23 protein-coding genes and 1 other RNA gene are annotated in these 26745 nt (G+C 51.2%); 14 read left to right on the forward strand and 10 right to left on the reverse strand.

Translation table 11 applies throughout. The features are described 5' to 3' along the window. The first annotated feature begins 226 nt into the window (after positions 1-226). From tig to FAZ14_RS18090, 7 genes are all read left to right on the forward strand, one after another. Positions 227-1531 (forward strand): trigger factor, encoded by a 1305-nt coding sequence (gene tig, locus FAZ14_RS18060; RefSeq protein WP_016942076.1) that lies wholly within the window; start codon positions 227-229, stop codon positions 1529-1531. A 406-nt stretch (positions 1532-1937) separates the two neighbouring features. Beyond that, positions 1938-2561 (forward strand): ATP-dependent Clp endopeptidase proteolytic subunit ClpP, encoded by a 624-nt coding sequence (clpP, locus tag FAZ14_RS18065; protein WP_016942074.1) that lies wholly within the window; start codon positions 1938-1940, stop codon positions 2559-2561. Between the two features lie 128 nt (positions 2562-2689). After that, positions 2690-3964, forward strand: coding sequence for an ATP-dependent protease ATP-binding subunit ClpX (gene clpX / locus FAZ14_RS18070; RefSeq protein ID WP_016942073.1), 1275 nt, complete (start codon positions 2690-2692; stop codon positions 3962-3964). A gap of 188 nt (positions 3965-4152) precedes the next feature. After that, entirely contained in the window at positions 4153-6516 is a 2364-nt protein-coding gene (gene lon / locus FAZ14_RS18075; protein WP_016942072.1) for an endopeptidase La, read from the forward strand. A 194-nt stretch (positions 6517-6710) separates the two neighbouring features. Beyond that, on the forward strand, positions 6711-6983 hold the full coding sequence (gene hupB, locus FAZ14_RS18080) for a nucleoid-associated protein HU-beta (protein WP_012770737.1): 273 nt from the start codon (positions 6711-6713) through the stop codon (positions 6981-6983). Between the two features lie 254 nt (positions 6984-7237). Further along, positions 7238-9118 carry a peptidylprolyl isomerase gene (gene ppiD, locus FAZ14_RS18085; protein WP_038925146.1) on the forward strand — a complete coding sequence of 627 codons (1881 nt, stop codon included), beginning with the start codon at positions 7238-7240 and terminating at the stop codon, positions 9116-9118. Positions 9119-9268: 150 nt separating this feature from the next. Next, entirely contained in the window at positions 9269-9649 is a 381-nt protein-coding gene (locus FAZ14_RS18090) for a ComEA family DNA-binding protein (RefSeq protein WP_016942070.1), read from the forward strand. Between the two features lie 112 nt (positions 9650-9761). Here FAZ14_RS18090 and queC read toward each other — a convergent pair whose 3' ends face one another. Together queC and FAZ14_RS18100 are read right to left on the reverse strand one after the other, a co-directional pair. Further along, positions 9762-10457: a 7-cyano-7-deazaguanine synthase QueC gene (gene queC, locus FAZ14_RS18095; RefSeq protein WP_016942069.1), complete on the reverse strand. Its 696-nt coding sequence runs from the start codon at positions 10455-10457 to the stop codon at positions 9762-9764. A 147-nt stretch (positions 10458-10604) separates the two neighbouring features. Further along, positions 10605-11657: a PLP-dependent cysteine synthase family protein gene (locus tag FAZ14_RS18100; protein WP_016942068.1), complete on the reverse strand. Its 1053-nt coding sequence runs from the start codon at positions 11655-11657 to the stop codon at positions 10605-10607. Positions 11658-11833: 176 nt separating this feature from the next. Here FAZ14_RS18100 and FAZ14_RS18105 point away from each other — a divergent pair, with 176 nt between their 5' ends. The 5 genes from FAZ14_RS18105 (at position 11834) to amtB (ending at position 17897) form a co-directional block, all read left to right on the forward strand. After that, positions 11834-12295: an Lrp/AsnC family transcriptional regulator gene (locus tag FAZ14_RS18105; RefSeq protein WP_012883767.1), complete on the forward strand. Its 462-nt coding sequence runs from the start codon at positions 11834-11836 to the stop codon at positions 12293-12295. Positions 12296-12376: 81 nt separating this feature from the next. Continuing rightward, the gene (locus FAZ14_RS18110) at positions 12377-14143 is read left to right on the forward strand and encodes a SmdA family multidrug ABC transporter permease/ATP-binding protein (RefSeq protein ID WP_038925147.1); all 1767 of its coding nucleotides are present in this window, start codon (positions 12377-12379) and stop codon (positions 14141-14143) included. Continuing rightward, a complete protein-coding gene (locus tag FAZ14_RS18115) occupies positions 14136-15929 on the forward strand; it encodes a SmdB family multidrug efflux ABC transporter permease/ATP-binding protein (RefSeq protein ID WP_153508976.1) in 1794 nt (597 codons plus the stop codon). Before FAZ14_RS18110 ends, FAZ14_RS18115 begins: the two co-directional genes overlap by 8 nt. Positions 15930-16222: 293 nt before the next feature. Further along, the gene (gene glnK / locus FAZ14_RS18120) at positions 16223-16561 is read left to right on the forward strand and encodes a P-II family nitrogen regulator (protein ID WP_002208627.1); all 339 of its coding nucleotides are present in this window, start codon (positions 16223-16225) and stop codon (positions 16559-16561) included. A 43-nt stretch (positions 16562-16604) separates the two neighbouring features. Beyond that, on the forward strand, positions 16605-17897 hold the full coding sequence (gene amtB, locus FAZ14_RS18125; RefSeq protein WP_016942065.1) for an ammonium transporter AmtB: 1293 nt from the start codon (positions 16605-16607) through the stop codon (positions 17895-17897). A gap of 123 nt (positions 17898-18020) precedes the next feature. Here amtB and tesB read toward each other — a convergent pair whose 3' ends face one another. Beyond that, positions 18021-18884, reverse strand: coding sequence for an acyl-CoA thioesterase II (gene tesB / locus FAZ14_RS18130; RefSeq protein WP_016942064.1), 864 nt, complete (start codon positions 18882-18884; stop codon positions 18021-18023). Positions 18885-19101: 217 nt separating this feature from the next. Between tesB and FAZ14_RS18135 the strand changes: the two genes are divergently transcribed. Continuing rightward, complete coding sequence (locus FAZ14_RS18135) at positions 19102-19662, forward strand: YbaY family lipoprotein (protein ID WP_016942063.1); 561 nt, start codon at positions 19102-19104, stop codon at positions 19660-19662. A gap of 39 nt (positions 19663-19701) precedes the next feature. On the opposite strand, the gene FAZ14_RS18140 is transcribed toward FAZ14_RS18135, so the two are convergent. Continuing rightward, positions 19702-20028, reverse strand: coding sequence for an MGMT family protein (locus tag FAZ14_RS18140; protein WP_016942062.1), 327 nt, complete (start codon positions 20026-20028; stop codon positions 19702-19704). Between the two features lie 167 nt (positions 20029-20195). Here FAZ14_RS18140 and ffs point away from each other — a divergent pair. Next, positions 20196-20292: signal recognition particle sRNA small type (ffs, locus tag FAZ14_RS18145), an RNA gene on the forward strand. A gap of 306 nt (positions 20293-20598) precedes the next feature. Here the strand turns inward: ffs and FAZ14_RS18150 are convergent. From FAZ14_RS18150 to FAZ14_RS18175, 6 genes are all read right to left on the reverse strand, one after another. Next, positions 20599-20802, reverse strand: coding sequence for an HHA domain-containing protein (locus FAZ14_RS18150; protein ID WP_009114000.1), 204 nt, complete (start codon positions 20800-20802; stop codon positions 20599-20601). Between the two features lie 53 nt (positions 20803-20855). Beyond that, on the reverse strand, positions 20856-21224 hold the full coding sequence (gene tomB / locus FAZ14_RS18155; protein ID WP_016942061.1) for an Hha toxicity modulator TomB: 369 nt from the start codon (positions 21222-21224) through the stop codon (positions 20856-20858). A gap of 509 nt (positions 21225-21733) precedes the next feature. Next, a complete protein-coding gene (ykgO, locus tag FAZ14_RS18160; protein WP_012770724.1) occupies positions 21734-21877 on the reverse strand; it encodes a type B 50S ribosomal protein L36 in 144 nt (47 codons plus the stop codon). A 15-nt stretch (positions 21878-21892) separates the two neighbouring features. Then, positions 21893-22144, reverse strand: a complete 252-nt coding sequence (locus tag FAZ14_RS18165; protein WP_029456417.1) for a type B 50S ribosomal protein L31 — start codon at positions 22142-22144, stop codon at positions 21893-21895. A 172-nt stretch (positions 22145-22316) separates the two neighbouring features. Next, positions 22317-25463 carry an efflux RND transporter permease subunit gene (locus FAZ14_RS18170; RefSeq protein ID WP_016942059.1) on the reverse strand — a complete coding sequence of 1049 codons (3147 nt, stop codon included), beginning with the start codon at positions 25461-25463 and terminating at the stop codon, positions 22317-22319. Between the two features lie 16 nt (positions 25464-25479). After that, positions 25480-26670 (reverse strand): efflux RND transporter periplasmic adaptor subunit, encoded by a 1191-nt coding sequence (locus tag FAZ14_RS18175; protein WP_153508977.1) that lies wholly within the window; start codon positions 26668-26670, stop codon positions 25480-25482. Positions 26671-26745 lie beyond the last annotated feature (75 nt).

Consider the following 26745-nt stretch of genomic DNA (forward strand, 5'->3'; position numbering starts at 1 on the left):
TCTGTCAATAGTCTGGTTACTCTCCTCGACTCGGTCTATTGATGCCGCTATAATGCCGCGTCTTATTTTCCGGAATGTATTCGGGACGCTTCTGACTATAGGGAACGGGTCCGCTAAAGTGGCCGTTCTGGTTCTGTGAGACTGTGATCAGCAAGGTTGCCCCAGGGCGCTTTATGAAAACGGCCTCTGAGGTTGACCGAGAACTGTGATTTTTTGAGGTAACAAGATGCAAGTTTCAGTTGAAACCACTCAAGGCCTTGGGCGCCGCGTAACGATTACTGTTGCTGCTGACAGCATTGAGAATGCCGTTAAGAGCGAACTGGTCAGTGTGGCTAAAAAAGTTCGTATCGACGGTTTCCGCAAAGGCAAAGTGCCGGCGAAAGTTGTTGAACAGCGCTATGGCGCTTCCGTCCGCCAGGATGTACTGGGCGATCTGATGCAGCGTCACTTTGTTGATGCCATCATCAAAGAAAAAATCAATCCGGCTGGCGCACCGAACTATGTTCCGGGCGAATACCAGGTCGGTGGCGATTTCACCTACTCGGTAGAGTTCGAAGTTTATCCGGAAGTTGAGCTGAAAGGCCTGGATTCTATCGAAGTTGAAAAACCGCTGGTAGACGTGTCTGACGCTGACGTTGACGGTATGCTGGACACCCTGCGTAAACAGCAGGCGACCTGGAAAGACACCGATCGTGCTGCAGCGGCTGAAGACCGCGTAACCATCGATTTCACCGGTTCTGTTGGCGGTGAAGAGTTCGAAGGTGGTAAAGCATCTGATTTCGTACTGGCCATGGGTCAGGGTCGTATGATCCCAGGTTTTGAAGACGGCATCGTCGGTCACAAAGCCGGTGATGAGTTCACTATCGATGTGAAATTCCCGGAAGATTACCACGCTGAAAACCTGAAAGGTCAGGACGCTAAGTTCGTTATCGTTCTGAAGAAAGTGGAAGAGCGTGAACTGCCGGAACTGACGGCTGATTTCATCAAACGTTTTGGCGTTGAAGACGGTTCTGTTGATGGCCTGCGCGCGGAAGTACGCAAAAACATGGAGCGCGAACTGAAAGGCGCTATCCGTAATCGCGTGAAGTCTCAGGTTATCGACGGTCTGGTTAAAGCCAATGAAATTGACGTGCCGGCTGCATTGATCGACGGCGAAGTCGACGTACTGCGTCGTCAGGCGGCTCAGCGTTTCGGCGGCAACGAGAAGCAGGCTCTGGAACTGCCGCGTGAACTGTTCGAAGAACAAGCTAAACGCCGTGTCGTTGTTGGTTTGCTGCTGGGCGAAGTGATTGAGTCCCACGAGCTGAAAGCTGACGAAGATCGCGTTAACGCACTGATCGACGAAATCGCCTCCGCGTATGAAGATCCGCGCGAAGTGGTTGAGTACTACAAGAAAAACAAAGAAATGATGAACAACATGCGTAACGTCGCTCTGGAAGAGCAGGCGATCGAAGCGCTGTTGTCCAAAGCGAAAGTGGTAGAAAAATCAGTCAGCTTCAATGAGCTGATGAATCAGACGACCGCTGCCTGATTACGATTTTTACCTGACATCGTTTCTTCGAAAGCCCGCAGCCTGTGCTGTGGGCTTTTTCCTTTATGGGTACAGTAAACCGTTGGGCGTGCTGTCAGTTCCTGCCAAATCTGCACCATTCCGCACTATTCTGCACTATGATTAATAACGATTAATCGGGGCGTCATTCGATCTGCTTTCGGCGCAGGATATCGCTTTAACCAAAATGAATCACTGGTGTAATCTTGAAAAAGGATGCATCGGTCCCCAACTGGTTAAATAACTGCGTAGATCGCATCGTCAGGGAAATTCGCCTGATTCCGGCAACACAGAGATGGCTAACTGCGTGTCTTAGCATGGTCATCACTTTCTATCTCAAGTAGAATCAGGGTATATGCGCCAAGTGCATTTTATCTAGGAGACGTTAATGTCATACAGTGGCGAACAAGAAAAACTGGCCCCGCACATGGCTTTGGTGCCGATGGTGGTTGAGCAGACTTCGCGTGGGGAGCGTTCTTACGATATCTATTCCCGGCTCCTGAAGGAGCGTGTGATCTTTCTGACCGGTCAGGTTGAAGATCATATGGCTAACCTGATTGTGGCGCAGATGTTATTTCTGGAAGCGGAGAACCCTGAGAAAGATATCTATTTGTACATTAACTCTCCGGGTGGCGTGATTACTGCTGGTATGTCGATTTACGACACCATGCAGTTTATTAAACCGGACGTCAGCACCATCTGTATGGGGCAGGCTGCGTCAATGGGGGCTTTCCTGCTGACTGCTGGTACAAAAGGCAAACGCTTCTGTCTGCCGAACTCCCGGGTGATGATCCATCAGCCGCTGGGGGGATTCCAGGGGCAGGCGACGGATATCGAGATTCATGCCAAAGAGATCCTCAAGGTGAAAGCCCGGATGAATGAGCTGATGGCTAAGCATACCGGTCAGTCTCTTGACGTGATAGAAAGGGATACGGAGCGTGACCGTTTCCTCTCTGCCGCAGAGGCAGTAGAGTACGGGTTAGTGGATTCTGTATTGACCCATCGTGAATAACGCCATTGATGCGAAATAGCCCGATGACGCGGGTTGTCGGCCGTTGTGATAAGCCGGCTGGTGTGTGTTGTGGCGCGATTGCTATGTGGTTGGCCTGCGGGCAAGAGACTAAAGAAGAGGTTTGACTCATGACAGATAAGCGCAAAGACGGTTCAGGGAAGCTGCTGTACTGTTCTTTCTGCGGCAAAAGCCAACACGAGGTTCGTAAGCTCATTGCCGGGCCGTCAGTGTATATCTGCGATGAATGTGTTGACTTGTGTAACGACATTATTCGCGAAGAAATTAAAGAAGTAGCGCCACACCGTGAGCGCAGCGCGTTACCGACGCCACACGAAATCCGCCGTCATCTTGATGACTATGTTATTGGCCAGGAACAGGCGAAAAAGGTATTGGCGGTTGCTGTCTACAACCACTATAAACGCCTGCGCAATGGCGATAGCAACAATGGTGTTGAGCTTGGCAAAAGCAACATTCTGCTGATTGGCCCGACAGGTAGCGGGAAAACGTTGTTGGCGGAAACGCTGGCCCGTTTACTCGATGTCCCTTTCACCATGGCAGATGCGACGACGCTGACTGAAGCCGGCTATGTGGGTGAAGACGTCGAGAATATCATTCAGAAGTTGCTGCAAAAGTGCGATTACGACGTACAGAAAGCGCAGCGTGGTATCGTCTATATCGATGAAATCGACAAGATTTCCCGCAAGTCCGACAATCCGTCCATCACGCGTGATGTGTCCGGTGAAGGTGTTCAGCAGGCATTGCTGAAGCTGATTGAAGGGACGATCGCCGCGGTTCCGCCGCAAGGTGGCCGTAAGCATCCGCAACAGGAGTTCCTGCAGGTTGATACCTCCAAGATTCTGTTTATCTGTGGCGGCGCATTTGCCGGGCTGGACAAAGTCATTGAGCAGCGTACTGATACCGGGCGCGGTATTGGCTTTAACGCGACAGTGAAAGGCGTGTCCCAGAAAGCGAGTGAGGGTGAACTGCTGAGTCAGGTTGAACCGGGTGATTTGATCAAGTTTGGTCTTATTCCTGAATTTATTGGCCGTTTGCCGGTGGTTGCTACGCTGAAAGAGCTGGATGAAGAAGCATTGATCCAGATTCTTCGCGAACCGAAAAATGCGTTGACCAAGCAGTATCAGGCGCTTTTCAAACTGGAAGGTGCTGAGCTGGAGTTCCGTGACGAGGCGTTGACCGCCATTGCGAAAAAAGCGATGGCACGTAAAACCGGTGCACGTGGCCTGCGTTCTATCGTTGAAGCGGCACTGCTGGAAACGATGTACGATCTGCCTTCACTGGAAAACGTGGATAAAGTGGTGGTTGATGAGTCTGTCATTTCAGAGCAGACCGAACCGTTGCTGATTTACGGTAAGCCAGAAGCCCAGCAGGCATCTGGTGAATAATTAGCCTAAAAAACAATGCTGAACGATAAAATGGGGGAATTTAGTCCCCCATTTTTTTTTACATACGTTCAGTCGTTGAATGTAAGACATTTATCCCCATATACTCGATTACCTATAGGTGAAACCCGTGATGCACGTGTTCCACGGATTCCCTTAACCTGGCGGAAACGAAACTAAGAGAGAGCTCTATGAACCCTGAGCGTTCCGAACGCATAGAAATCCCCGTATTGCCGTTGCGCGATGTGGTGGTTTATCCGCACATGGTCATTCCGTTGTTTGTTGGTCGGGAGAAATCAATTCGGTGCCTTGAAGCGGCTATGGATCACGACAAAAAGATCATGCTGGTGGCACAGAAAGAAGCCTCAACGGATGAGCCTGGTGTTAACGATCTTTTCTCGGTAGGGACGGTCGCCTCTATTCTTCAAATGCTGAAATTACCCGACGGCACCGTTAAAGTGCTGGTGGAAGGGTTGCAGCGCGCACGCATCACCACACTCTCCGATAGCGGGGAGCATTTTGCGGCCCAGGCGGAATACCTGGAGTCGCCGGCAATTGAAGAGCGTGAGCAGGAAGTGCTCATGCGTACGGCCATCAATCAGTTTGAAGGCTACATCAAGCTGAATAAGAAAATTCCTCCTGAAGTATTAACATCGCTTAATAGTATTGATGATGCGGCGCGTCTTGCCGACACCATTGCTGCACACATGCCGCTGAAGCTGGCGGACAAGCAATCCGTGTTGGAAATGTCTGACGTGACCGAGCGTCTGGAATACCTGATGGCGATGATGGAGTCCGAAATTGATCTGCTGCAGGTGGAAAAACGGATCCGTAGTCGCGTTAAAAAACAGATGGAAAAAAGCCAGCGCGAGTACTACCTGAATGAGCAGATGAAGGCCATCCAGAAAGAGCTGGGCGAAATGGATGATGCGCCTGACGAGCAGGAGGCGCTGAAACGTAAGATTGAATCTGCCAACATGCCGAAAGAGGCCCGCGAGAAAGCGGAAGCGGAATTGCAGAAACTGCGCATGATGTCACCGATGTCAGCGGAAGCGACCGTGGTTCGCAGCTACATCGACTGGATGGTGCAGGTGCCGTGGCAGGCACGCAGCAAGGTGAAGAAAGATCTGGCGAAAGCCCAGGAAATGCTCGACAGCGACCACTATGGTCTGGAGCGTGTCAAAGAGCGCATCCTCGAATATCTCGCAGTACAGAGCCGTGTTAGCAAGATAAGAGGGCCGATCCTGTGTCTGGTAGGGCCGCCGGGGGTAGGTAAAACCTCTCTGGGGCAATCTATTGCCAAAGCCACCGGGCGCAAATATGTCCGTATGGCGCTTGGCGGCGTACGTGATGAAGCGGAAATCCGTGGTCACCGCCGTACTTATATCGGCTCGATGCCGGGTAAACTGATCCAGAAGATGGCGAAAGTGGGGGTAAAAAACCCATTATTCCTGCTGGATGAAATCGACAAGATGTCTTCCGACATGCGCGGCGACCCGGCTTCTGCTTTGCTGGAGGTGTTGGATCCAGAACAGAACGTGGCATTTAACGATCACTATCTGGAAGTGGATTATGACCTGTCCGACGTGATGTTCGTCGCGACGTCTAACTCCATGAACATTCCGGCACCGTTGCTGGATCGTATGGAAGTGATCCGACTGTCTGGCTATACCGAGGATGAAAAGCTCAATATTGCGCGTCAGCACTTGCTGCCCAAGCAAATTGAACGTAACGCCCTGAAAAAAGGCGAGTTGACGGTTGAAGATAGTGCCATCATTGGCATCATCCGCTATTACACCCGTGAAGCCGGGGTGCGTAGTCTGGAGCGTGAAATCTCCAAACTGTGCCGTAAGGCGGTGAAATCGCTCATGATGGATAAAGCCATCAAGCACATCCTCATCACCGGCGATAACCTGAAAGAGTATCTTGGTGTACAGCGCTACGATTACGGCCGGGCAGATGAAGAGAATCGTGTTGGTCAGGTAACCGGTCTTGCCTGGACGGAGGTGGGGGGTGATCTGCTGACGATCGAGACCGCCAGCGTACCGGGCAAAGGCAAACTGACGTATACCGGCTCGCTGGGCGAGGTAATGCAGGAGTCCATTCAGGCTGCACTGACCGTGGTGCGCGCCAGAGCGGAAAAACTGGGTATCAATTCCGACTTTTATGAAAAACGCGATATCCATGTGCATGTACCGGAAGGGGCAACACCGAAAGATGGCCCGAGTGCCGGTATTGCGATGTGTACCGCACTGGTATCTTGCCTGACGGGTAACCCGGTACGTGCAGATGTGGCGATGACCGGTGAAATTACCCTGCGTGGGCTGGTACTGCCAATTGGTGGGTTAAAAGAGAAGCTGCTGGCGGCGCATCGTGGTGGTATCAAGACAGTGCTGATTCCGGAAGAGAACAAGCGCGATCTGGAAGAGATTCCACAAAATGTGATTGCCGATCTGGAGATCCACCCGGTAAAACGCATTGAGGAAGTGCTGACTATTGCTTTGCAGAACTCGCCTTACGGCATGGATGTGGTAAAGACGGCTAAGAAGAAATAGTGACCTATAGCAAAAACCACTGAGAAAATAAGGGCTGGTAAGTGAAATGGTGCTTGCCAGCCTTTTTTCGTGCCGCTAAGTTAGAGCACTGTTGATCCTGTTGGCTGGTAGCCTGCGGTTTGACTGAATAGATAAAGCTACGTGTTGCGCTGGGGGCTCTGGCGTAATGACAGTATTTCAGAGGGGATGAGAGTGTGAACAAGTCACAATTGATCGACAAAATTGCCGCAGATGCTGATATTTCCAAAGCGGCAGCAGGGCGTGTGTTGGATGCAATTATTGGGTCTGTTACCGAATCTCTGAAAGCCGGAGATGACGTCGCTTTGGTTGGTTTTGGTACGTTTTCCGTGCGTGAACGTGCTGCGCGCACCGGGCGTAACCCGCAGACTGGCAAAGAAATCAGTATTCCGGCGGCTAAAGTACCCGGTTTCCGTGCCGGTAAAGCACTGAAAGACTCAGTGAATTGATTATTAAGTAGCAAATTCTGAGTTGGGACGGTCTTCCAGTCCAAACACTACCTGACTCAGCGTGATGGGTAAGGTAAGATATAAGGCGCATCATGGTATGATGTGCCTTTTTTTACAGGTAATTAAGATTACTGTTATCCGGCAAATACTTGAATGCGCCCTGGCCGAGTGTGGCTATAGCAATAGCAGGGAGGCATGGCTACGGCCTGCGCAGGGGAAGTGTTATCCATTCTACAGCGGAGTGTTGTCACATTATGATGGACAATTTACGCGCGGCCGCTAACAACGTCGTGCTAAAAGTTATTCTTGCCTTGATTATTGGTTCATTCGTGTTGACCGGTGTGGGCGATTACCTGATACGTGGTTCAGGTGATTACGCGGCCAAGGTGAATGGACAAGAGATTACCCGCTCTCAGCTTGAGCAAGGTGTACAGAATGAGCGCAATCGTCAGCAAGAGATGCTGGGGGATAATTTCTCCGCCCTGGCCGCTAACGAAGGGTATATGCAGCAGTTGCGCAAACAGGTGCTGTCACAGCTAATCGATGAAACGCTGGTGGTGCAGTACGCGCATACCCTGGGGTTGAACATCAGCGACGAGCAGATCAAACAGGCGATTTTCTCCGTGCCTGAGTTTCAGACCAATAACCGGTTTGATAACGACAAATACCTGGCGCAGGTGCGTCAGATGGGGTTGACACCAGACGCGTATGCGCAATTCCTGCGTAAGCAATTGCTGACTCAGCAGCTGATTCGCGGGTTAGGCAGTACGGATTTCGTATTGCAGCAGGAGCTTGATAACCTGGTGGCGATGGCCGCGCAGGATCGCACCATCCGTACGGCAACCCTTGATCTTGGCGTTCGTGCCAAGAGTCAGACTGTCTCTGATGACGAAGTAAAAAACTTCTACGATCAGAACAAGAGCCGTTATCTGGCACCGGAGCAGTTCAAAGTCAGCTATATCATGCTGGATGCAGCGTCTATCATGGATAAAACCAAGGTAGATAACAATGATATCGCGGCGTATTACGAACAACATAAGAGCGAGTTCACACAGCCGGAACGCAAAAAGTACAGCGTTATTCAGCTGAAAACCGAAGCAGATGCTAAGGCCGTGCTCGACCAGTTGAAGAAAGGCGCTGATTTTGCAGCGTTGGCTAAAGAAAAATCCACCGATATTGTTTCCCGTCGTAATGGTGGGGATTTGGGCTGGATGGACGATGGCTCCACGGTGGATGAAATCAAACAGGCGGGGCTGAAGCAGAAAGGCCAGCTTTCTGACGTTATCAAATCTTCCGTGGGTTACCTGATTATCCGTTTGGATGATATTCAGGCGCAGCGCGTCAAAGCGCTGGATGAGGTACGCGCTGATTTGGCTGAAAAGGTAAAACGTGAGAAATCACTGGATGCGTTTTACGCGTTGCAGCAGAAGGTGAGCGAAGCGGCCAGCAACGATAATGAGTCGCTGGTTTCTGCTGAGAAAGTCGCTAACGTCAAAGCTGTTCAGACAGATTGGTTTACGCGTGACAACGTCCCTGCCGCATTGAATTTCCAGCCGGTTACTCAGGCGATTTTTGGTGGTTCTCTGGTGGGTGAGAATGGCACGCCGGGTAACAATTCCGATGTGATCAGTGTCGAAGGCGATCGTGCGTTCGTATTGCGCGTGACTGACCACAAACCGGAAGCAACCCAGCCTCTGGATAAGGTGCGCGATCAGGTCGTACAGTCGCTCAAACGCCAGAAAGCAGAACAGCAAGCCCGGGTTGAAGCAGAGAAGATTCTTGCTGATCTCAATCAGGGGAAAACCGACAGCATGACTGCTGCTGGTCTGAGTTTTAGTGCAGCGAAAGTGATATCTTCAATCGGTCAGGCGGATGCGCTGTCAGAGACGGTGTTTGCGATGCCTCAGCCGAAGAAAGATAAACCTTCTTACGCTGTCGCGCAGGATCAGGCAGGCAATATCGTACTGGTCGCCTTGGATACGGTGAAACCGCACGCCTTATCGGACGATCAGAAAAAACAGTTCGGTAACCAGATAGAACAGAGCTCGGTGGGCGCACTGTTCGATACCCTGCTGACGAGTCTGCGCAGTCAGGCGAAAATCAAGTACGGTAACGCGGCACAAGAAGTGCAATAAGAAGTGCAATAACCCCCGCAGCGTTTTGCAACTCACTGCAACATTCAAAGGCCGCTTTCGCGGCCTTTTCCACATTTTCAGTTTGCTGTTTGCCGCGTGTCGCACACTCGGGCATTGTTGCCGTGCTGTCAAACACAAGGAGGAAACAGCATGAAAAACTCAGGAGTCAAAGCGTTATGTTTTATGGTGGGGATGAGCCTGGCGGGGATGTCAACGTGGCTTCATGCTTCTCCCACTACCGCTTCGCTGGAAAAAACAGGCGTGAGTGCAGTAAAACCTGCCTCGCCGGAACATAAACCTGAAAAAGCGGCCAAGCCATCGGTGGCGACCGATGAAGAAGAAGTAAGTATTAACAAGGCGACAGCGGAACAACTGGCTGCGGCGCTCAATGGTGTAGGGCTGAAAAAAGCACAGGCGATAGTCTCTTATCGTGAGCAAAACGGGCCGTTCACCCAAATTGAGCAACTGCAGGAAGTACCGGGGATTGGCAGTGCGCTAATCGAGCGTAATCAGTCACGTTTGCGCCTGTAAGTGCGTTTATCGTCAGAACGTGTTGTTGAGGGAACGGTTTCAGTACGAGGGTAAACGTCAATGTGAAAAGCCAGTACCAGACAAGCATTCTCTTGTCTGGTACCTGGTCGGGTCACTTCAGCCCGGTTTTTTTCTTCATGGCGGCCATGACCGCGGATGGATTCTGGCGGTACTCTGCCAGCCCTTTCGCTCTCAGGTGACACGCAGCACACTGCCCGCATCCTGTTCCTTTAATGCCGTTGTAGCAGGTGAGCGTATGGTTTTGCACGGTATCAAGCTGTTGATAGTAGTCTGCCAGTGCCCAGGTTTCTGCTTTGTTGAGCCACATCAGCGGTGTGACAAAACGAATATCTTTGGCCAACCCCAGGGTTATCGCCTGGTTCAAGGCCTTAACGAATTCGTCCCGGCAGTCGGGATAACCAGAGAAATCGGTTTCACAGACACCGGTAATAACAGTCTCTGCACCCACCTGATAGGCGTAGATCGAGGCCAATGTCAAAAAGAGGATATTTCGGCCAGGAACAAAGGTACTTGGCAGGCCATCGACTGTGGCATCAAACTCGGGTACAGGAATATTGTCACGAGTGAGGCTACTCACAGCCAGTTCGTTGAGCAGACTGACATTCAGCACTTTATGCGCTCTGGCTCCCAGTGTGTGGGCCAGTTCGGCAGCAACGTCAATTTCAGCACGGTGGCGCTGTCCGTAGTCAAATGTGACACAGTGGACTTCATCGTACTGCTGCAATGCCTGTATCAGGCAGGTGGTAGAGTCCTGACCACCACTAAAAACTACAACTGCACTTGTCATTCTTCTCTTCCCTCATGCATGGGTGCTGCCAGTCGGCCGCAATCCGCCAAACTTATTCTGGCAGATACTGTACTTGTTCTGGTGGTTATAGTACTTGAAATCCCGATGCAGTTCAGTGCGAGGGGAGTGCAGCCGACCAGAATACCATCAGGAAAAGGGGCGTCCTTCGGCCAGTTGCTGCAAGTAGGGAGTGATATCACCGATATGATTTTTTACCCAGTCTGGATTGTAGTAGGTATCGAGGTAACGCTCACCGCTGTCACACAGCAAGGTAACGATCGCGCCACGGCGCCCTTCCGCTACCATTTTCCCCGCCAATTGCAACATGCCCCAGACATTTGTTCCGGTAGACGGGCCGACTTTACGTCCCAGTATTTTCTCGAGCCAGTACAAGGTGGCAATGCTGGCGGCGTCAGGTACTTTCACCATATCGTCGATTACGCCGGGGATAAACGAGGGTTCGGCACGAGGGCGGCCAATCCCTTCAATACGGCTGCTGCATGTGCCGATGAGAGTCCGGTCCTGCTGGTGATAGCAGTCATAGAATACCGAGTTTTCCGGGTCTACCACCACTAACTGCGTATCCAACCCTTTGTAATGGATATAGCGCCCAAGCGTAGCAGACGTCCCGCCAGTACCGGCGCTCATGACCAGATAGTCAGGGACAGGAAACGGTTCGCGGGCCATTTGCCGATAGATGCTGTCCGCAATGTTGTTATTACCGCGCCAGTCCGTGGCCCGTTCGGCGTAAGTGAATTGATCCATATAGTGGCCGTGCAGCTCTTTGGCCAGCTCTTCCGAGGCGGCATAGATCTGACAGGATTGTTCGACAAAATGGCAGTTGCCGCCGTAGAACGCGATTTGTTCGATTTTTCGTTTAGCGGTGCAGGATGGCATCACAGCAATAAACGGTAATCCCAGCAGGCGGGCGAAATACGCTTCTGATACAGCGGTACTGCCAGATGAGGCTTCAATGATCGGCGTGCCTTCTTTGATCCAGCCATTGCACAGGCCATACAGAAATAGAGAACGGGCAAGGCGATGCTTGAGGCTGCCGCTTGGGTGGGTGCTTTCGTCTTTAAGATAAAAATAAATACCGGGGTAATCCGGCAGAGTAAGGCGAATCAGGTGAGTATCTGCCGAACGTTGAAAGTCTGCCTCAATCGCGCTAACGGCGTCGCGTACCCAGGTGGTGGTCATGTGATGTTATCCTGCTGAAAGAAAATGATGTTTCATGGAATGTTCCACCACCGGCACTGGCGCGTATCAGCCTTGGGTGGCATACGATGTAGCGTATCGGGTTTTGCAGAAAAAAAGGTTGCCTTTTTGTTTTCGAAAGGCGCTAATGAGAGAAAATTTTTCTCTTTTATGTCGCCATGATGGATAAAACCGATCGTATGCTGCTGTCGCTATTACAGCAGGATTGCACCCTTTCACTGCAGGCGCTGGCTGAAGCGGTGAATCTGACCTCGACACCGTGCTGGAAGCGGTTAAAGCGGCTGGAGGATGATGGATATATCAAATCCCGGGTTGCATTGCTGGATAACGAAAAGCTGGGGCTGGGGCTGACGGCATTTGTGTTGTTGAAAACCCAGCAGCATAACAGTGCCTGGTATCAGACGTTTTCCCGGTTTGTCTCCGAGATGCCAGAGGTGCTGGCATTTTACCGCATGGCAGGCGAATACGACTATCTGATGCAGGTTCAGGTTGCTGACATGAAAAGCTATGATGCGTTTTATAAACGTCTGGTCAATGGCATACCGGGGCTGGTTGATGTGACATCGAGTTTCGCGATGGAATGTATAAAACAGACTACCGCCTTGCCCCTCCAGGTATAAAATTTATTCACCATACACTTTATGTATAATGGCCTGTTTACCGCATTCTACTTTGCTATGTAGCTAATGGATTGAAACCGCGTGAGACTTTTTGTTCAACTGGGATGGTATTTCCGCCGTGAATGGAAGCGCTATCTGGGGGCAGTCATCCTGTTGATTGTGATTGCTATCCTGCAATTGCTGCCGCCCAGACTGGTTGGCATTATCGTGGATGGCGTAACGCAACACCAAATGACCACGGCTTCCGTGCTGTGGTGGATTGGTGGAATTCTGCTGATTGCCTTATTAACCTATCTGCTGCGCTATTTCTGGCGTATCTGGTTGTTTGGTGCGGCCTATCAACTGGCTGTTGAACTGCGAGAAGCGTTCTACCGGCAACTGAGTCGTCAACATCCCGCATTTTATCTTCGCCATCGTACCGGAGACTTGATCGCACGCGCGACCAATGACGTGGATCGCGTGGTATTCGCTGCGGGTGAAGGCGTATTGACGCTGGTGGATTCACTGGTCATGGGCTGTGCGGTACTGGTGGTCATGAGTACCCAGCTTAGTTGGCAGTTAACGCTGATAGCGCTGGCACCGATGCCATTGATGGCGATTATCATCAAACGTTATGGCACCCAGTTGCACTTGCGTTTCAAAGACGCGCAGGCCGCGTTTTCTTCACTCAATGACCATGCACAGGAAAGTCTCACCAGTATCCGCATGATCAAATCATTTGGCCTGGAGGATCACCAGTCTGGCAGCTTTGCCAGGGTGGCAGCTGACGCGGGTCAGAAAAATATGCGAGTTGCGCGGGTAGACGCGCGTTTTGACCCAACGATTTATATCGCCGTCGCCCTGTCTAATTTGCTGGCGGTAGGGGGCGGCAGTTGGATGGTGATACAAGGTTCTTTGACTCTGGGGTCATTGACCAGCTTTGTGATGTATCTCGGGTTGATGATTTGGCCGATGCTGGCGCTGGCCTGGATGTTTAATATTGTGGAGCGCGGTAGTGCCGCTTATAGCCGCATTCGCCAGCTCTTGTCCGAAGCGTCCGTGGTTGAAGATGGGACTCAACCCTTACCCACTGAACCCGGAACGCTGGTGGCTGAGATTACGGCCTTCCATTACCCGGAACACTCGGCAATGGTGCTTAACGATGTTCGTTTTACATTGACACCCGGCAAAACGCTGGGGCTTTGTGGGCCAACGGGTTCTGGCAAGAGTACGTTGCTGGCACTGCTATTGCGCTATTTCGATGTCGGGCAGGGGCAGATTACTTACCATGGGCAGGCGTTGCATCACCTCCAGTTGGACGCGTTGCGAGCGCGTTTTGCGGTGGTTGGGCAGACACCTTTCCTGTTTTCGGATTCCGTCGCCAGTAACATCGCGCTGGGGCGTCCTGAGGCGTCTCAACAACAAATAGAAGAGGCGGCGCGACTGGCAAATGTTCATGACGACATTCTTCGCCTGCCGCAGGGTTACCAGACTGAGGTGGGCGAGCGGGGCGTGATGCTGTCTGGCGGTCAAAAACAACGTATCGCTATTGCCCGAGCCTTATTGCTGGAAGCCGAAGTGTTGGTGCTGGATGACGCCTTATCAGCGGTAGATGGCCGTACAGAGCATCAGATTTTAAGTAACTTGCGTCAGTGGGGACAGAAGCGAACCCTGATTATCAGTGCGCATCGCTTGTCGGCGCTGGTCGATGCCGATGAGATTCTGGTGTTGCAGCAAGGGCATGTGGCGCAGCGTGGTGATCACGCACATCTATCACAGCAGACGGGATGGTATCGCGACATGTATCGTTATCAGCAACTGGAAGCCGCATTGGATGATTCCCCCCGTGAGGAGCAATCAAGTGAATAATCCTCGTGCATTATGGCCAACGTTAAAACGGTTGCTGTCTTACGGATTACCGTGGAAGAAAACGGTAGGAACCGGCGTATTGCTATTATGGATAGCAGCGGGCGCTGAGGTAGCCGGGCCGGTTTTGGTCAGTTACTTCATCGATCATCTGGTCAGTAAAGGTGAGTTTCCGCTGATGATAGCGGCCGGCCTGGCTGTCGGATATGTGTTGCTGCAAGGGATGGCCGCGTTGTTGCATTACGTTCAGGCGCTGATGTTCAATCGGGTGGCCGTCGGCGTTGTGCAGCAGTTGCGCACAGATGTCATGGACGCGGCGCTGCGTCAGCCGCTGGCGGTGTTTGATACCCAGCCGGTTGGACAGCTGATCTCCCGAGTGACCAACGATACCGAAGTCGTGCGTGACTTGTATGTCATGGTGGTGGGCAGCGTGTTGCGTAGCGCCGCATTGATTGGGGCAATGCTGATAGCCATGTTTAGCCTGGACTGGCGTATGGCGCTGATAGCCACGGCTATCTTTCCCGCGGTTGCGATTGTGATGGTGATTTATCAGCGTTACAGCACACCGATTGTTCGCCGGATGCGTAGTTATCTGGCGGATATCAACGACGGCTTTAACGAGTCGATTAGCGGCATGCATGTCATTCAACAGTTTCGCCAACAGATGCGATTCGGCAAAAAACTGAGTGATGCAAGCTGGGCGCATTATCACACCCGGATGCAGACACTGAGGTTGGATGGGTTTCTGTTACGCCCGCTATTAAGTCTGTTTTCGGCGTTGGTGATGTGTGGGCTGTTGCTGCAATTCGGATTCAGCGCTGTCGGTTCTGTTGGGGTCGGGGTGTTGTATGCGTTTATTAATTATCTGGGGCGATTGAATGAGCCTCTGATCGAACTCACCACCCAACAATCGATGCTGCAACAGGCCGTTGTTGCCGGGGAGCGCATTTTTGAACTGATGGACGGTGCCCGACAGCAGTACGGTGACGATACCCGCGCATTGGAAAGCGGTCGTATCGATATCGAGCAGGTGACGTTTTCTTACCATAAAGATAAACCGGTATTACACCACATCGAGTTGCATGTACCGGATCGGGGATTTGTCGCGCTGGTTGGGCATACCGGTAGTGGTAAAAGTACGCTGGCAAGTCTGTTGATGGGGTATTACGTTCCAGATAGCGGTGAAATCCGTCTGGATGGTCGTCCATTATCGGGGTTATCGCATCAGGTGCTACGTCAACATGTGGCGATGGTGCAACAAGACCCGGTTGTGCTGGCTGACTCCATGTTCGCTAATGTCACGCTGGGGCGCGATATCAGTGAGGAAAAGGTCTGGCAGGCGCTGGAGGCGGTGCAACTGGCACCGCTGGTGCGAGACATGCCTGAAGGCATTCATAGTCGCATTGGTGAGCAGGGCAATAATTTGTCTGTGGGGCAAAAACAGTTGCTGGCGCTGGCCAGGGTACTGGTAGTAGCCCCCCGGATCCTGATTCTGGACGAAGCAACCGCCAATATTGATTCCGGTACGGAGCAGGCTATCCAGCGAGCGCTGCGACTGGTGCGTTCCCACACTACCTTGGTGGTGATAGCACATCGCCTGTCAACCATCGTTGAGGCCGATAACATTCTGGTACTGCACCACGGTAAAACGGTGGAGCAGGGAACACATGAACAGTTGTTGGCGAAAAACGGTCGGTACTACCAAATGTATCAATTGCAGCAGGCGAGCAGAGAACTGACCTTTTCACAGCCACATGACTCTGCGGAACTGATCTCCCAGGCACCATGAGTGCCTGTATCGGGCAGCGTTTCGCACCATAATTTAGCAGCGCTTTCCTTACTGTGCAGTGTGGTGCACTGAAATTAAGCGTGACGCACTATTTTTGTGCATCGCGCGCTCCTGTTTTTCCTGATCATTGTCCATACTTTATTCACTCCTCTTCTTTTCTGTCTTTAAAGCGTCGCGTTTCGTCACTTTTATGCGGGTGTTGTCGTTATGGCACACGATTTGCTTTAAGTGATGCGTGGACATATTGAGAGTGACGGGCACAAGCCTGAACTTACACAGTTAGGGGGATGAGGATGAAACTGGTTACTGTAGTCATTAAACCGTTCAAGCTGGAAGACGTTCGTGAAGCACTGTCTTCTGTAGGCATCCAGGGGCTCACCGTCACTGAGGTGAAAGGGTTTGGGCGTCAGAAAGGGCATGCCGAGTTATATCGCGGCGCGGAATACAGCGTGAACTTTTTGCCAAAAGTGAAGATCGACATCGCGATCGCTGACGACCAACTGGATGAAGTTATCGATGTCATCAGCAAAGCTGCTTACACCGGTAAGATCGGCGACGGCAAAATCTTTGTTGCAGAACTGCAACGCGTCATCCGTATCCGTACCGGCGAAACTGACGAAGCCGCATTATAACAATTACCTGATTTAGCCTTATTAAATAGGGATGAATGAAAAAATGAAGAAACTTTCCTTGTCGTTAGGTTTAGGTGCGGCAGCCATGCTTCCGACATGGGTTATGGCGGATACGCCTGCACCTGTAGTAGACAAAGCGGACAATGCGTTCATGATGATTTGTACCGCGTTGGTACTGTTCATGACCATTCCTGGTCTGGCGCTGTTCTACGGTGGTTTGATCCGTAGCAAAAACGTACTGTCCATGCTGACCCAGATAACAGTGGCTTTTGCACTGGTGTGCATTCTGTGGGTGATTTATGGTTACAGTGTGGCATTTAGCACGGGTAGCCCGTTTTTCGGCGGCCTGACTAATTTCATGCTCAATGGCATTGATATCAACTCAATCAGCGGTACGTTTTACCAGTTTATCCATGTGGCTTATCAGGCGTCCTTTGCCTGCATTACTGTGGGGCTGGTGCTTGGTGCGCTGGGTGAACGTATTCGTTTCTCTGCGGTACTTATCTTCTCTACACTGTGGTTCACCTTGTCTTATCTGCCGATGACCCACATGGTCTGGGGTGGTGGCTATCTGGCGGCTGATGGTGCACTGGATTTCGCTGGTGGTACGGTGGTGCATATTAACGCGGCGGTTGCTGGTCTGGTGGGGGCATTGCTGTTGGGCAAACGCGTTGGTTTCGGTAAAGAAGCGTTCAAACCACACAATCTGCCGATGGTGTTCCTGGGTACTGCGATTCTGTATATCGGCTGGTTCGGCTTTAACGCCGGTTCTGCCGCAGCGGCTAACAATATTGCCGGCCTGGCGTTCCTGACTACGGTGGTGGCGACTGCCGCAGCGATTCTGGCCTGGGTTGTAGGTGAATGGATTACTCGTGGTAAACCATCGCTGTTGGGAGCGTGCTCTGGTTGTATCGCAGGTCTGGTTGCCATTACGCCAGCCGCTGGTACGGTCGGTGTCGGTGGTTCCATGGTGATTGGTTTTGCCGGTGGCTTTGCTGGCCTGTGGGGCGTGACCGTGCTGAAAAAATGGCTGCGTGTTGACGACCCTTGTGACGTGTTCGGTGTGCACGGCGTTTGCGGTATCGTAGGGTGCTTGCTGACGGGGGTGTTTACAGCGTCATCACTGGGTGGTGTCGGTTATGCGCAGGGCGTGACAATGGCGCATCAGGTATGGGTTCAGCTGTTTAGCGTGATTGTTGCTATCGTATGGTCTGGCGTTGCCGCGTTCATCTCCTTCAAGGTTGCGGATATTGCTGTTGGTCTGCGTGTACCGGAAGAACAAGAACGCGAAGGTTTGGACGTCAACAGCCACGGCGAAAACGCGTACAACCAATAATTTCTCATGTTCAGTATCGGTAATGGATAAATATCGGTTACCGTTATGAGGCAAACAAAAAACCACCTTGGAAAAGGTGGTTTTTTTATCGTTCAACATTTCTATGTTTCAACATCGCCTGGATTACTGTCCATGCCGACGGATGACACCTTCCTGTACGCTGGAGGCGACCAACACGCCTTCGCGGGTGTAGAACTGGCCGCGTACAAATCCGCGAGCACCGGAGGCTGAAGGGCTTTCAACAGAGTAAAGCAGCCAGTCGTCAAGCCGGAACGGCCGATGGAACCACATCGCGTGGTCAATCGTGGCGACTTGCATACCCCGCTCCAGGAACCCGACACCATGTGGTTGTAGTGCCGTGAGTAGGAAGTGGCAGTCAGAGGTATAACCCAGCAGATATTGGTGAGTCCGTTCGTCATCTGGCATGGTGCCGTTGGCTCGACACCACACTTGCCTGACCGGGGGGGCGGCTTCGCCTTTTAATGGGTTGTGGAATTTTACCGGACGAATTTCGATAGGCCGGTCGCTAGCGAACACCTGCCGCATTGCAGGGGGAATCAACGACCCCATGCTGCGGGCAATGTCCTGCTCTGATGGGAGCTCGTCTGGCGGTGTGACGAGTGGCATGTCGCTTTGATGCTCAAAACCGCTTTCCCGAGTCTGAAAAGACGCCGTCATGTAAAAAATCGAACGGCCATTCTGAATCGCGCTGACGCGTCTGGCGCTAAAGCTATTGCCATCTCGTAGGGTTTCTACATCGTAAATGATCGGTTTCTGGCTGTCGCCGGGGAGCAAAAAGTAGCTGTGAAACGAATGGATGAAACGTTCTGGCGGCACAGTCTGTTTGGCAGCGGACAACGCCTGGCCGACTACCTGACCGCCAAATACCTGGCGTAATCCCAGATCCTGACTTTGGCCACGAAATAGGCCTTCTTCGAGTTTTTCCAGATTTAGCAGGTCGAGAAGTTGTTGTAATGCCTGACTCATAGTTCTGCCTTTGGAGTAATGTGATTACGCACGTCAATTCATCGTCTAAAGAACCAGGTTCCATCAAAACGCATAGGCAGAATTTGGGATAGCGATAGGCTTTGCCATAACTATCGGAATTTTCCACCATAATTGTCATGCAGGTTGGTTCATACTTCTTAACGGATGCAGTCAACAGACGGCCATCCTGAATAGAATAATTAAGGAGGCTTAGCCTATGAGATTATGGCATATCTTTAGCGGTATTACGGTATCGATCGCGCTCAGTGGGTGTGTTAACAACCATGGTGTTGCTCCTGAAACAACTGCACCGGCAATGCGGCAGACCCAGATGCTTTCTCAACCTGTTAGCGGCATGCCTGCTGTTACCGGCACAGTGAACATTCGCCAAAAAATCGCGTTGCCGCCTGATTCGGTACTGACGGTGACAGTCTCTGATGCAACGGTCCCGGATGCGCCTTCAAAAGTGATTTCCCAGCGCGTAATCCGTACAGAAGGTCAGCAGGCACCGTTCCGATTTGTATTACCCTATAACCCATCAGAAATTCGGCCGGATGCGCGTATCCTGCTTAGCGCTGCTGTCGCAATAAATAACCGGGTCACACTGATTACTGAGCATGTCATGCCTGTGGTCACGAATGGTGCGAATAATGCCGATCTGAACCTGATACCGGTTCAGGCGGTGCCTGTTCCAGCGAAACCCGCCGGGTTTCTGACACCGAACACAGAAACGACAACACCAGATGACGCTTCAGGCTCGTCACCGCAGTTGTATTAATCTCATTACCGTTATTTTTCGCTGGCGGTGCATTGTCTGCTAAATGCCTTGCAGGTACCGCCAGCGAAATCTATCCAGGTCTATTTTCCCCTCTGAATTCAGCATAACGCCTTCAGCCTGAAGAGCAGATTTTTGGCGCTGAAAATCTGGTCCAGTCAGTGAGATCTCACCTTTTCTGTTAATCACTCGATACCAGGGTAATTGGCTGCCTGTGGGCAGCCCGCGTAATATGCTGCCAACCTGGCGGGCTGCGCGGGCTGAACCGGCAAGATGCGCGACATCACCATAAGTAGCGACACACCCGTAAGGAATCGCGGCGATAACGTGGATGACACGCTGGCGGAAATTATCCAATTCAATAGTCATGGACTGGCTCAGAAGGTGTTAGAACGGGTAAGGGGGCACATAATATTGAGTATAAAAGCTGGTGATGCGTAAGAAAACAGCGGTTAAGCGCTGTTTTCTTGCAATTGCTTAGTCCATCACCGATAATGCCCTCCGCTTCGCAACTGCGGAGCTGTCAATGGAGGCCCCGTTGGTTCTCCCGCAACACTAACCTGTGGACCCGGTCAGGTCCGGAAGGAAGCAGCCGCAGCAGGCGACGTGTGTGCCGGGATGTAGCTGGCGGGGCCTCCACCATTTTATACCTTCCCCGATATCATCACCGTTCTCTTCTCTACGCCGGTTTAACTATTAGTAAAGAAAATTGATAGTAAAAAAATTGAATGTTTAACCTGCATGGTAAAACAATAAAAACTGATAAGGCGATAGTTCAATTAATTTCGAGGGTGGAGGCGAATAATGAATAATAAAGAAAGTTTTAAGTAAAAATGCACACTTTTTGTTACAAAAGCGGTGGTTTTCTGGCGCTAAAAAACAAAGGCCGATAACATATCGGCACAGTGTATTTATGTATTAAGCTGCTGTTTTTAGTGCTTATCGAACGTATTTCCATACGGCAGTTGGCACTTTGTCGTAAAGTTTATTCATCGTTAGCTCAGCCAGACGATGGTCGGCAGCTGAATAGAACATTTCAAGTTCGTCGTTAGAAAGTTCGTACTTGTTTTTTTCTATAACACGCTCAAGCGTGTCGATGGTTGTACATTTACGCAAACGCATTAAATAGTCGATTTTTTTCATAGTGACCTTGTTAATTTTCCTGGATTTAAATTAAGTATGAAACAAATTATTGCTTAAGTTTTTACTACCGTACAGACGCTCTTTTCTGAGAACATTCTGAATAATTGCGACTTGGATTTTTTCCATTTCTGCAACTCTGAATCATTTATACCGTAGTTGCTGAAAAGAATATAAGTATCGTCCAGGTATTTTTCAACCCGCTCACACAGCGCCGCTTCATGCGGATATTTTATTTTGTAGGTAACAACAAATGCCGCAATGTGTTCGATAAGTTCGTTTAGTTGAAGATTGACCGCAGAGGTCGGATCATTCACCCAGCCACGACGGCTGTCACCTAATGTTGCGATACTTTCGTCGTGCAGATTTTCACACAAGAATCTGAGTTGGGCAATATCATAATGTTGAGGTGTGTACTCATCCATTTCTATCCCTCCGTAAGCTACGATTCAATGTCACTTAGGGCTACCACTTGGCCAGACAGGTGGTGTGATGAAGTGCAGAAGATAGAATGCCCCTCAGTATGCCTCAATGTCCCTTAATCTTAAGACGAACAGGGGTAACACGGTGAATGCCGGAGAATGATGCAACGTCACTGTCAACAATCATTCTGAATTCATTATAGCAAAAAAGCTAACAGTTATGATGTGGTCGAACCATCTTTATGACGATGGCTGTCATCGGTGTAGGCAGCTTCCGGTGTGCCGTGATATATTTATCGGCCACTACAGCAAGTATATTTAATTTTTTTCGGCGTTAGCAAGAATCACTGTGTTAATTATTCTTTCTGGCTTGTCTTTATTTGTAAAGATTTTGAAGGTGTGAAAGCGCTCTTATTTTATCCTTTTGTTTTTAAACGAAATTGGAAAATTGGTCTGATGTGATGGTCGGTGCGACGATGCGCACCTTCCGATAAGTTTTTAGCTAATAATAATTAGCGTTTTTTCTTTTTCCTACCCTGTACTGCGTTGAAGCGTGGGTTTGTTTTACAGATGACATAGACGCGCCCGCGCCGTTTGACCACGATACAGTCTTTGTGGCGAGTTTTGGCACTGCGAAGAGAACTTAATACCTGCATGGATAATTCCCCCTATTACGATTTGAGAAAGCGGCCGAAGCGCTGTTGAAAGCGCGCTGCGCTGCCTTCTTTGGCGTATTCTTTCTGTTTGCCGGTGTAATACGGGTGAGACGCGGAGGAGACGTCGATAGTAACGTATGGGTAGGTTTCCCCATCGTATTCGTAAGTCCGGTCGGTTTTGATGGTGGAGCCGATTTTATAGAACACATTCTCACTGGTGTCGTGGAACAGCACAGTACGGTAGTTAGGGTGGATACCCGCTTTCATAATGACCTCAAATGATATGTTATAACATATCATTATTTTTGCGCCTTTCAGGAACAATGATCAACGCTATGGTTTGTAGGGATTGGTGAGGTGGGCAGTGTAGGGTGATGTTCGCTGTGATCGCGCATTAAAAAAGGCCGCATAGCGGCCTTTTGAGAAGAGATATCACGGTTTAGTGACTGGCTTGTGAGTGCTCATGGTGAGGCTCGTTGTCGTCTTTCTTCTTGCCGAAGCGTCGACGAACGACCACAAAGAATACGGGTACGAAGTAGATAGCCAATACGGTGGCGGTGATCATCCCACCCATTACGCCGGTACCGACCGCGTTCTGTGCGCCGGAACCCGCACCGGTACTGATTACCAGCGGGACCACACCCAAAATGAAGGCCAGCGATGTCATCAGAATGGGGCGAAGACGCATACGCACCGCCTCCAGCGTAGCTTCTACCAGGCCTTTTCCTTCTTTATCCATCAGGTCTTTGGCAAACTCGACGATCAGGATGGCGTTCTTGGCGGACAAACCGATAGTGGTCAACAGACCCACCTTGAAGTAGACGTCGTTTTCCATTCCACGCAAGCCCGCTGCCATGACAGCACCGAACACGCCTAATGGAACCACCAGCATAACCGAGAAAGGTATTGACCAGCTTTCATACAATGCCGCCAGGCACAGGAAGACCACGATGGCGGAGATGATGATCAGTGCCGGTGCCTGGTTACCTGCCAGTCGTTCCTGATAGGACATACCTGTCCAGTCGAAACCAATACCTGGCGGTAATTGCGAAGCCAGCTCTTCCATCAGTGCCATCGCTTCCCCTGTACTCTTACCTGGCGCCGCTTCGCCCACCAGTTCTACAGATGGCAGACCGTTATAACGCTCCAGACGTGGTGAACCGTATTCCCAGTGTGCGGAAGCAAATGCCGAGAACGGTACCATTTGATTGGACGTACCACGGACATACCATTTCTGGATATCGCTGGGAAGCATACGGTATTTAGCATCAGCCTGAACGTACACTTTTTTCACCCTGCCACGGTCAATAAAGTCGTTGACGTATGTACCCCCGAGTGCGGTGGACAGTGTGGCGTTGATGGTGGCAATCGATACGCCGAGCGATTGTGCTTTTTCCTGATCAATTTCCAGGCGGTATTGCGGTGTGTCTTCCATCCCGTTAGGACGAACTCGCACCAGCGTATCCGGATGTTGGGCAATCATACCCAGCAACTGGTTACGGGCTGCCATGAGCTTATCGTGACCGAGGTTATTTTGATCAATCAGCTCAAAGTCAAAACCGCTGGCGGTACCCAACTCGACGATAGCCGGTATGTTGAACGGGATAACAATCGCTTCTTTGATTTGCGAGAAAGTGCCAAAAGCACGACCGATAATGGCATCGACTTTGTTGGCTGCCCCTTTACGTTCATCCCAGTCTTTCAGGCTGGCGAAGGAGATCCCCATGTTCTGCCCACGACCAGCGAAGCCGAAGCCGTTAACGGTAAAGACCGATTTCACGTTGTCTTTTTCGTTGTGCAGGTAGTAGTCACTCACCTGGTCGAGCACCTTCTGGGTACTTTCCTGAGTGGCGCCTACCGGCAACTGAACCATCGTCAGCAATACGCCCTGATCTTCCTGCGGCAGGAAGGAGCTGGGGATACGGGTAAAGGCAAAGCCCAGGCTCGCGACCACGAGCAGATATACCACCACATAACGGCCCGTGCTGCGCAGAATATTCGCGACACTGCTGGTGTAGTGATGGGTACTCTTATCGAAAAGACGGTTAAACCAACCGAAGAAACCTTTTTTCTCACCGTGATTGGGCACGGGCTTCAGGATAGTCGCACACAACGCCGGTGTCAGAATCAATGCCACCAGTACTGACAGCACCATAGCGGACACGATGGTGATGGAGAACTGACGGTAGATAGCACCAGTCGAACCGCCCGAGAATGCCATTGGGATAAATACAGCGGACAGCACTAGCGCAATACCTACCAGTGCACCCTGAATTTGCCCCATGGATTTGCGGGTCGCTTCTTTGGGCGATAGCCCCTCTTCCGACATCACACGTTCTACGTTCTCGACCACGACGATAGCGTCATCCACCAACAGACCGATGGCGAGCACCATAGCGAACATGGTTAGCGTGTTAATCGAGTAGCCGAAAGCTGACAGGATGGCGAACGTCCCCAGCAATACCACCGGTACGGCAATGGTAGGAATCAGTGTGGCGCGGAAGTTCTGTAAGAACAGATACATCACCACGAACACCAATACGATGGCTTCAACCAGCGTTTTCACCACTTCATAAATAGAGATTTTTACGAACGGAGTGGTGTCATACGGGTAAACCACTTTCAGGCCGGCAGGGAAAGTCGGCTGCAATTTGGCGATTTCCGCTTTTACCGCTGAGGCAGTATCCAGCGCGTTAGCGCCAGTGGCGAGTTTAATCCCCAAACCTGAAGCAGGACGGCCATTGAAGCGTGCGACAACGCTATAGCTTTCACCGCCAAGTTCGATGCGGGCAACGTTATTCAGACGAACCTGTGAACCGTCCTTATTGACTTTAAGCAGAATGTCGCCGAACTGCTCCGGTGAATTAAGCCGGGTTTGTGCAATGATCGAGGCATTCAGCTTTTGGCCAGGCACAGGTGGGGTACCACCTAACTGACCTGCGGCTATCTGGTTATTTTGTACCTTAATCGCCGTAACGACATCATTGGTGGTGAGCTGGTAATTGTTCAGCTTGTCCGGATCCAGCCAGATACGCATGGCGTACTGTGCACCGAACAGCTGTGTATCACCCACACCGCGCACACGGCTAATCGGGTCTTTGATGCTGGCACCGACAAAGTCGGCGATATCCTGCTGGGTGACGCTATTGTCATCGCTGACAAAGCCTAACACCATCAGGAAGCTGCTGCTGGATTTCTGCACGCTCACGCCTTGCTGCTGTACTTCCTGTGGCAGCAAGGGCATGGCCAGTTGCAGTTTGTTCTGCACCTGAACCTGTGCAATATCTGGGTTGGCATCGGCATCAAATGTTAGTGTGATCTGAACAGTACCAGACGAATCACTGTTGGAAGACATATACAGTAATTTGTCGATGCCGTTCATGTTCTGCTCGATCACCTGCGTGACAGTATCCTGCAGAGTCTTCGCATCAGCCCCCGGATAGGTCGCTGTAATCTGAACCGCCGGTGGTGCGATGGTCGGGTACTGCGCGATAGGCAACTTCAGGATTGCCAGTGTCCCGGTCAACATCACCATGATGGCGATGACCCAGGCAAAAATCGGGCGATCTATGAAAAACTTGGCCATGGATTACCGGCTCCTGTTAAGACTTAGCGGGTTGAGACTGCGGTTGCTGCTGCGCATTGCCTGCGGTCACTTCCTGCGCTTTCACCTGCATACCCGGTCTGATTTTTTGCAGGCCTGTCACGATGATGCGATCACCCGGTTTGACGCCTGAGGTGATGAGCCATTTATCGCCAAACGCCTGACCGGTAGTCACAGGATGGACTTCCACTTTATCGCCTTCGCCGACTACCATCACCGTAGCTTCGCCACGAGGTGTACGGCTAACACCCTGCTGCGGCACCAGAATGGCACTCGGATTCACGCCAGCATCCATTTGTGCGCGAACGAACATACCAGGCAACAGGTTGTGATCCGGATTAGGGAACACCGCGCGTAGCGTGATAGAGCCAGTCGTCTCGTCGACAGTGACGTCAGAGAATTCCAGCGTACCAGTCTGGCTATAACGCATTCCGTTATCCAGGGTCAGATGAACGTTAGCTTTGCCGTTGGTCTGCTGTAACGCACCGCTTTCCAGCTCTTTTTTCAGATGCAGGAAATCGTTAGTGGATTGGGTGACATCCACATAAATCGGATCCAACTGTTGAATGGTTGTCAGCGCTGTCGTCTGGGCATTGGAAACCAGCGCACCTTCCGTGACGGTGGATTTTCCTACGCGGCCACTAATTGGGGCTGTTACGCGCGTATAGTTCAGGTTGATCTGGACGTTGTCGAGCGTCGCTTTGGCGGCAGCGACGGCGGCTTCATTCTGGCGCGCCGTTGCGACAGCCTGATCGTAAGCCTGTTTACTGACGTAATTGGTGCCGAGCAGCGGTTTGTAGCGCTTAACCGTCAACTCTGCAATTTCAGCATTCGCCTGAGCCTGAGACAGAGCAGCCTTGGCGTTGTTGTACTGGGCCTGGTAGGTCGCCGGATCAATCTGGTACAACGATGTACCTGCTTTGACATCGCTGCCTTCAACAAAGTTACGCTTGAGAATAATACCATTTACCTGAGGGCGTACTTCGGCAATACGATAGGCGCTGGTGCGTCCCGGCAGTTCCGTGGTGATATTCAGAGTTTGTGATTTTATCGTAACGATGCCGACTTCCGGTGCGCCCCCCTGATGAGCACCCCCTTTAGAGGCCTGATTGTCACATCCTGTGAGTACGAGGCCGCCAGAAAGCATCAGCATTGTTGCCAGAGGCGTAAGCCTTCTGTTTTTATTCATAGGTAAACCCCAAGTATCCGATTTTTAATTGACCAATGGATCACACGCTATTAAACCCATTGCTGCGATAAATTC

It is taken from the genome of Dickeya oryzae (genome assembly GCF_009372235.1).
Lineage (GTDB): Bacteria > Pseudomonadota > Gammaproteobacteria > Enterobacterales > Enterobacteriaceae > Dickeya > Dickeya oryzae.